The organism is Streptomyces lydicus, from assembly GCF_000717345.1.
Lineage (GTDB): Bacteria > Actinomycetota > Actinomycetes > Streptomycetales > Streptomycetaceae > Streptomyces > Streptomyces lydicus.
Genome location: NZ_JNZA01000075.1, coordinates 1 through 7832, shown reverse-complemented (window position 1 = coordinate 7832; position 7832 = coordinate 1). Strand labels below are relative to the sequence as shown.

5 protein-coding genes are annotated in these 7832 nt (G+C 74.3%); 2 read left to right on the top strand and 3 right to left on the bottom strand.

Annotation, left to right across the window (positions count from 1 at the left end):
- Positions 1–355 precede the first annotated feature (355 nt).
- The 3 genes from OO62_RS35865 to OO62_RS35855 all read right to left on the bottom strand — a co-directional run bounded on the left by OO62_RS35865 (position 356) and on the right by OO62_RS35855 (position 3795).
- The gene (locus OO62_RS35865) at positions 356–1993 is read right to left on the bottom strand and encodes a hypothetical protein (protein ID WP_051733892.1); all 1638 of its coding nucleotides are present in this window, start codon (positions 1991–1993) and stop codon (positions 356–358) included.
- Complete coding sequence (locus OO62_RS35860) at positions 1990–2811, bottom strand: ABC transporter ATP-binding protein (RefSeq protein WP_051733893.1); 822 nt, start codon at positions 2809–2811, stop codon at positions 1990–1992. The genes OO62_RS35865 and OO62_RS35860 overlap by 4 nt, the downstream gene beginning before the upstream one ends.
- A 312-nt stretch (positions 2812–3123) precedes the next feature.
- Positions 3124–3795, bottom strand: a complete 672-nt coding sequence (locus OO62_RS35855; RefSeq protein WP_078617543.1) for a bifunctional DNA primase/polymerase — start codon at positions 3793–3795, stop codon at positions 3124–3126.
- A gap of 474 nt (positions 3796–4269) precedes the next feature.
- Here OO62_RS35855 and OO62_RS35850 point away from each other — a divergent pair, with 474 nt between their 5' ends.
- Both OO62_RS35850 and OO62_RS35845 read left to right on the top strand, forming a co-directional pair.
- Complete coding sequence (locus OO62_RS35850; RefSeq protein ID WP_033271923.1) at positions 4270–5664, top strand: NsdA family TPR-like regulatory protein; 1395 nt, start codon at positions 4270–4272, stop codon at positions 5662–5664.
- A 143-nt stretch (positions 5665–5807) separates the two neighbouring features.
- A complete protein-coding gene (locus tag OO62_RS35845; protein WP_398741856.1) occupies positions 5808–7616 on the top strand; it encodes a hypothetical protein in 1809 nt (602 codons plus the stop codon).
- Positions 7617–7832 lie beyond the last annotated feature (216 nt).

Below are 7832 nucleotides of genomic sequence, written 5' to 3'. Positions count from 1 at the left end.
CCCCCGCCCCCTCCCCCTCCTCCCCCTTCGGGGGAGGGGGGCGGGGGTGGGTTCGGGGGTGGGGGGAGAACAAGGGCCGCCAGCAACGACAACGGGCCCAGCTCCCCGCGAGGAGACGGCTCCCCGTGAGGGCCCGACTCCCCGCGAGGACACGAGCCCCCGCACGGACACAGGACCCAACGCCCCGCTCAGAAAGCAGGGCGGTCGGCAACGCCAGGAGACCAACTCCTCACCGGGAGGCAAACCCCCTCTGCGTCACCGGAGTTGGGGCGCTCCAAGCCCGAGCCACCCTCCGAGCCGCCTCCGGTACGGCCTCCAGCGGTGGCTCCGGAGCAGCCCCCGCCCCCCGGCCCCCTCACCCCTTGCTGACCGCCGTAAGGATCTCCGGCAGGCGCCGGGCCACGCGGGGGGCCGCCAGGCGCAGGCCCAGTTCGGCGACGGCCGTGCCGTAGACGACGCCGGCCGGCAGCAGCACCCACAGCAGAGCGTGCAGGTCCGCGACATGCAGCCAGATGGTCAGGCCCAGCAGCGGTGAGCACAGCACCGCGCAGGCCACCACTCCGCCGAGGAGGCTGAACCAGGCGATCGCGCCCTGCCCGGGCGACACGTTCTTGTTGCCCTCCGAGGGGATCGAGTACGGGGCGAGCGCCGACGACAGCGCACCGGTGGCCATCAGGGCACCCAGCACGGCCAGAGACAGTCCGTACACCTCCACGAAGTCCGACCACGGCCCGATGAACGCCGCGGCGCCGACCACGACCAGCGTCACGAAAGGAACGCCGATCAGCGCCAGCGCCAACGCCCTGGCCCGCAGCTCCCGATAGGCGTCGCGCGGGGTGGCGATCGTCGAGGCGACCATCCAGAACGCCGAGGTGTCCTGCCCGAACTGGTTGTACATCTGCATCCCGAGCAGCCCGGACGCCGAGAACGCGGTGAAGATGCTGCCGTTTCCCTGTACGGCCGACACGACCGGCACCAGGAGCCCCACGCCCAGCGCGGTCGCCCAGGACATCTTCGACTTGGGATCGCGCCAGGCGTAGCGCAGCGTACGGAGCATGACCGTGCCCGTACGGCCGTCCGGGAGCAGGCGTGCCAGCCCCCGCGGGCCGGTGCCGGAGCGGCGTGCACTGTCCTTCTCGAGCGCCTGGAGGGTGGAGGAGTCGGGCGAGGTCATCAGGGTGGTCAGGGTCCGCTGCCACCACCACAGCAGCAGGACCAGCGCCAGCGCCGCCAGCACCAGACCGGCCAGCGCCCGCCCGTACGCGCCCCGGCCGGCGTCCTCGACCGCGCCGATCGCGGACGCCGGTGGCACCCAGCGCAGCACCTGTCCCAGCGGCTCCAGTACGGACAGGCCGTCCGGGCGGCCCAGCTTCTGGGCGGCGATGTTCACGACCTGTCCGCCGACGGCGAGGAACAGGCCGCCCAGTACGGCCAGATCACGGCCGCGGCGGCTGGTCAGCAGCCGCACTGCCGCGGTGGCGACCGCGCGTGCCAGCGAGACGCACACCAGGACCGCCAGGACCACGGCCAGGACGCCGATGACCGCGGCGACCGGCCCGTGGGCCACCGCGATCACCGCACCGGTCACCAGGACGAGCGTGACGACCGGCCCGACCCCGATGAGCGAGGCCGTCAGCAGCGAGACGATCAGCGGCCGGGGCCGCAGCGGCAGCATCACCAGCCGGGTGGGATCCAGGGTCTCGTCGCCCGCGGGGAAGAACAGCGGCATCACCGCCCAGCCCAGGGTGAGGATTCCCGTGAGCAGGACGGCGAGCGCGCCCGCATGGGCGTTGCCGCGCAGCGCGATCAGCCCCAGGACGGCGCCGGCCGCGAACAGCAGGCCGACGATGACGGACGCCACGTACGCCACCGTGCGCCCGGTCGACTGGCGCAGTCCGTTGCGCAGCAACGTCAGCTTCAGCCGTACGAAGACGCCGGTCAGGGACGGTGCCGCCGTGGGGCGCAGGGCCGCGGCGGTGGATTCGGCGCTCATCGGGCGCGGCCCCCGCCCAGCCAGTCCAGGTTCTGCCCCGCGCCGCGGCCGCTCGCGCCGACCAGTTCGAGGAAGGCGTCCTGCAGGGTGGGCGCCGCGCCGCGCACCTCGGCGAGCGGCCCGTCCGCCCGGATCCGCCCGGCCGCCATCACCGCGACCCAGTCGCACAGCGACTCGACCAGCTCCATCACATGACTGGAGAAGATCACCGTGGCGCCGGAGGAGGTGTAGCGCTCCAGTACGCCGCGGATGGTCTGCGCCGACACCGGGTCGACGCCCTCGAAGGGCTCGTCGAGGAAGAGGATCTCGGGGTTGTGCAGCAGCGCCGCGGCCAGCCCGATCTTCTTGCGCATACCGGTGGAGTAGTCCACCACCAGCTTGTGCTGCGCACCGGACAGGTCGAGGACGTCCAGCAGCTGGCCGGCCCGCTTGTCGACCTCGTCGCCGGGCAGGCCGCGCAACCGCCCTGTGTAGCCGAGGAGTTCGCGCCCCGACAGCCGCTCGAAGAGCCGCAGCCCCTCGGGCAGCACACCGATCCGGGACTTGACGGCGACCGGGTCGCGCCAGACGTCGTGCCCGCCGATCTCGACCACGCCGGAGTCGGGTCGCAGCAGGCCCGTCACCATGGACAGGGTGGTGGTCTTGCCCGCTCCGTTGGGGCCGACCAGGCCGATGAAGCGGCCCGCGGGCAGGGTCAGGTCGATGCCGTTGACGGCGACCTGCTCGCCGAACTTCTTCGTCAGCCCCTGGATACGCACCGCGGGCGGGCCGGCCGCACCGTCCGGCGTACCGGCCGGCCCGTCAGGAGAGGTGGCCACTGCCTGCTGCGGCGGTACCTCTTCGGCCCGCTCCTCGATGTGCTCCGGCTCGTTCGCCACCGGTCCTGCCCTTCGACGTCCCCGCAGGAGCCGGCGTGGCCCCCGTCCGGCCTCCCACGATACGAGGGGCCACCGACAGTCCGTTCGGTCGCGGGCGCACCGGGCAACGCCGGGAGCACCGGGCACAGGGGAGGCAGCGGTTCCGTTAAGCGGGATTCCGGGAGGCAACGGCCCGGAAGGAGCGGCCCCGGAAGCGGCGGCTCCGTGAAATGCCGCGCCCTGCAGCGCCGTTCGGCTCGGAGCCGGCGGCGCTCAGCGGGCCCGGTTCGCCGCCGCTTCCTGGGCGCAGGCGTACGCGAGCGGACTGATCAGCTCCTCCGCGTCCGGCAGCCAGCGGTTGGTGGCGGTGGGGCGACGCGCCCACTGCACCGAGCCGTGCGCCCCCACCCGGGTCGGCGGTGCGGCGATGTACTCGCCCTCGCCGCGGCAGATCAGATCGAGGCCGGCCGGCGCCCAGCCGAGGGCCCGTACGAGCGCGGGGACCTTCACCGAGGCACCGGGCAGAACGAGGAAGAGCATCCGGCGGTCCGGGGTGCGGGTGACCGGGCCGAGCGTCAGCCCCATCCGCTCCATACGGGCCAGCGCCAGGCAGCCCGCGGTCTCGGGTACGTCCAGCGCCTCGAACGCCCGGCCCGTCGGCAGCAGGATCGAGGCCCGCGGCTGCTTGCTCCACATCCGGCGGACGGCCGTCGCGCTGCCGCTGGCCAGTCCGGCCCAGCCCGGCCCGGTGGGGTGCGCACCGGGCGCGGCGCAGTCGGTGGCGTCGCACGAGCAGCGCGGCGTCTCGCCGTCGTGCTCCAGCCATGCGCCGGGGAACACGTCCCAATGCCGCTCTTCCGCGTAACGCACCGCAGTTTCGAGCAGCTGCTCGCCGCGCTGCTTGGGGATCTGCGAGGCTCCTGTGACTCCGATGGTCTCTTCCACGCAGAGGACAACTCTCCGTGTCACCAAGGGTTACGGCCGAATGGATGACCTGCCCGGCGCATCGTTCTTGCACGTGGGGCGCATGGGTGCACCGGTGGGGGCGCGTGTGCGGACGGGGCCCGGGGAGCGGGTAGCCACCTGCATGACGGGCGGAGAGGCCGCCCGGCGGCAGACCGTGGTGCATGAGGGGGAGGCCCTGCACGGCGGCGCCGCTCTCCCTGCACGGGCACCGCCGCACCTTTCCCCACCGGTCTCTTCCGGCCGCCCTTTCGTGAACGGATGTTTCGCACGTGCCGCCCCGAAGGCGACACAAACCGCTCACGAACCGGCATCCATGGCAAAGCACTTATCGACCCCGATCCTGCCTATCGCTCATATCAAGGATCTCTCGGATATCCGGGATATTCGCGGGGCATCGATCACGGGGAACGGCGTTCGGCGGTGAACGCGCAGCAGTAACCAGGGGGTACAAGCATGGCCGCCAGGCCACTCGTCGCTCGACAGCCCAATGAGCGGCTGCAGGCGCTGATCCAGGAAGCCGCCTGCTCCAACGCGGGGCTGGCCCGCCGCGTCAACATGTGCGGCGCGGAGCACGGTCTCGACCTGCGCTACGACAAGACCTCCGTGGCCCGTTGGCTGCGTGGGCAGCAGCCGCGCGGCCGCGCTCCGGCCGTCATCGCGGAGGCGCTGGGCCGCAAGCTGGCGCGTACGGTCACCATCGACGAGATCGGGATGGCCGACGGGAAGAACCTCGCGTCCGGGGTGGGGCTGCAGTTCTCGCCGACCGTCCTGGGGGCGATCGAGCAGGTCTGCGAGCTGTGGCGCAGCGACGTCGGCCGGCGCGACTTCCTCAGCGGTTCCACGGTCGCGGCCTCGGCCCTGGTGGAGCCCAGCCGCGACTGGCTGATCACCGGTGCGGACACCCAGGTCGCCCGGAATGCCGGCGCCCGGGTGGGGGTCTCGGACGTCGAGGCGGTCCGCGCCATGACCACGGCGCTGGGCGAACTCGACCACCGGTTCGGTGCGGGGCACGTCCGGCCGGTCGTCGTGCACTACCTCAACAGCGTCGTCTCCGGGCTGCTCGCCGGCTCGTACCGCGAGTCCGTCGGGCGGGAACTCTTCGCCGCCGTCGCGCGGTTGACCGAACTGGGCGGCTACATGGCCGTCGACACCGGCCAGCCCGGCCTCGCGCAGCGCTACTACATCCAGGCGCTGCGGCTGGCCCAGGCGGCCGGCGACCGCGGCTACGGCGGTTACGTCCTTGCCGCGAGCATGAGCCACCTCGCCGCCTCGCTCGGCAACCCGCGTGAGATCGCCCAACTGGCGCGCGCCGCACAGGAAGGCGCCCGCGGGCACGTCACCCCGCGCACCGAGGCGATGTTCTGCGCGGCGGAGGCGCGCGGGCACGCCCTGATGGGCGACGGCCGGGCGTTCCAGGTGGTGGCCGGCCGGGCCGTCGCCGCGATGGAGCGCGCCGAAGCGGCCACGGAAACGGGTGACGACCCCGTGTGGATCGCGCACTTCGACCCGGCCTATCTGGCCGACGAGCTCGCGCACTGCCATCGGGACCTGGGGCAGCCGGGGCCCGCGGCGCACCGTGCCCAGGAGGCGCTCGACGGGCATCCGGAGAGCCGGGCCCGGCGCCGCGCCATCGGTCTGCTGCTGCTGGCCGGCGCCCAGGTGCAGCAGCGGGAGGTCGAGCAGGCGTGCCACACCGGCACCCAGGCGGTGGAGCTGCTGGGCGGGCTGCGCTCGGACCGCGGCTCGGAGTATCTGGAGGACTTCCAGCTGCGTCTGGAGCCGTACCGGGACGAACCTGTCGTAAGGGAATTCAGTGCCCGGCTGGAGCTGCGGGCGGCGGCGGCCTGAACCGGGCCGCGACGGGCGGCCGGAACCACTTCGGGAGAGGGGGCGGGCCGGGGGCGGTGACCAGGGCTCGTGGTCGAACGTTGCTGCGACCCGGTAGCGTGCAGCCGACGATTCCCTAGGTCTGCACGTTGGTAGGAGTCACGGTGACGCAGAGCGGACAGGGTCCCGACCCGCAGAATTCTGCGGCCGGGCCCGCGCGAGAGGGCATTGTGCTGCCCGCCAACGGTGAGCCGGTGGTGCCCGACCAGCAGGCCGCACCCTCGGCCGGCCAGCCCTGGGGGCAGCCGTGGGGCCCCGGCCAGCAGGCCGCCGCCCCCGGCTCCGCCCCCGCCCCGCAGGCGTACGGGCAGCAGCCCGCCCAGCCGCAGAGCTACGGCGGGCCGCAGGGCTACGGCCAGCCCCCGGCGGCGCCCGCGCCCCCGCAGCCGCAGGGTGGTTACGGCTTCCCGCAGCCGCCGCAGGGCCTGCCGCCGGTGCCGAACGTTCCGCCGCCGTCGCCCCAGCAGGTGCCGCACCAGCAGGGCGCCCCGCTGCCGCCGGCCGGCGCGGACCCGGAGGCGACCTCGCTCCTCTCCTACGGCGCGCAGCCCGGACCGGGCACCTACGGGGCACTGCCCCCGGAGAACCCGTCGTACGGGGGCCAGCCGCCCTACCCCGGCGCCGGACAGCAGCCGCCCGCCCCGCAGGCGTACGGCCAGCAGCAGCCCCCGTCGGGCCCGTCCGGGGAGCTGGTGCGGGCGACCCCGCAGACCGGCGCGCCGCTGCCGCCCGCCGCGGACGACGCGGAGGCCACCACCCTCATACCGCCGTTCGACGCGCGGTCCGGCGGCCCCGGCGGCGCGCTGCCGCCCGAGGCGGCCGGCCGCCCCGAGACGCCCGACGAGTCCACCACGATGCTGCGCGCCGTGAAGCCGGGCCAGGGCAGGCCCCAGGGCCCGGCGCAGCCGATGCCGCAGTCCCAGCCGATGCCCGGCGCCCCGGCCGCGGGGGACTCCGAGGCGACCCAGCTGATCCCCCCGGTGGGCGGCGGGGCGCCGACCCCGCCTCCGGGCGCGCCGTTCGGCATCCGCCCCGGTGCTCCCGGTGACCGCCCGACGCCCGCCGAGTTCGACGGCCTGTTCCGCGACGGGCCGGGTGCGTCGCAGCCGGCCGCGCCGGACGCCACGGCGCAGCTGCCCCGCTTCGAGGACCCGGGCCGCCCGCCGTACGGCGCCCCGGGGCAGCCGCCGGGCCAGGGCTACGGCCAGCAGTTCCCGCCCGGTGGCGGCTTCGACCAGCAGGGCTCCTACGAGGAGGACGGCGGCGGCCGGCGCGGACGGCTCGCCCCCGCGGCGATCATCGGCATCATCGTCGTGGTGCTCGCGGGCGCCGGCCTCGGCCTCGGCTGGGCGCTGAGCGGCGGCAGCAGCAGCGACGACACCGCGAAGAAGCAGGACACCGGGAGCAGCACGGCCAAGGCCGATGCCGGCAAGGACGAGCCGAAGGCGACGACCGACCCGGCCGAGGCCCAGGCCAAGGGCCTGGACGCGCTGCTGGGTGACAGCAACAACAGCCGTTCGTCCGTGATCGGCGCCGTCAACAGCATCAAGTCCTGCGACAACCTCGGTGGCGCGGCCAACGACCTGCGGGCGGCGGCCGGGCAGCGCAACGATCTCGTCAAGCGGCTCCAGCAGCTGCCCGTCGACAAGATCCCCGACCACGCGCAGCTGACCGCGGCGCTCGCCAAGGCATGGCAGTCCTCGGCCGCCGCGGACAACCACTACGCGGCGTGGGCGGCCCAGGTCGGCGGCAAGAAGGGCTGCCACAAGGGCAAGGCCCGGGTCTCCCGGCAGACCGCCCAGGGCAACGCCGCCAGCGGCCAGGCCACCCAGGCCAAGAAGCAGGCCGCCCAGCTCTGGAACCCGCTCGCCAAGAAGTACGGCCTGACGGAACGCCGCCCGGAACAGCTCTGAGCGGTCGGGGTACGTGCGCGGCGCGGGGCCGCCCCGACGCCGCCCTGGAGTGCCCTGAGGCGCCCGGACGGAGGTGAGCGGCCCCGGGGGTGTAATCGACGGCGTACGGGGCCCTCAGGGGCGCGTGGGCCGGCACGGCGAGAGGTGTGCGGGCCGCCGCTCCGTACGGCTTCGCGAAGCGGCTCGTGACCTCCCCCCACCCCCGAACCCACCCCC

What these genes read in the sequence shown, in the direction of transcription:
- OO62_RS35865 (WP_051733892.1), bottom strand. Translation starts at nt 1,993, where the DNA reads ATGAGCGCCGAATCCACCGCCGCGGCCCTGCGCCCCACGGCGGCACCG.
- OO62_RS35850 (WP_033271923.1), top strand. Translation starts at nt 4,270, where the DNA reads ATGGCCGCCAGGCCACTCGTCGCTCGACAGCCCAATGAGCGGCTGCAG.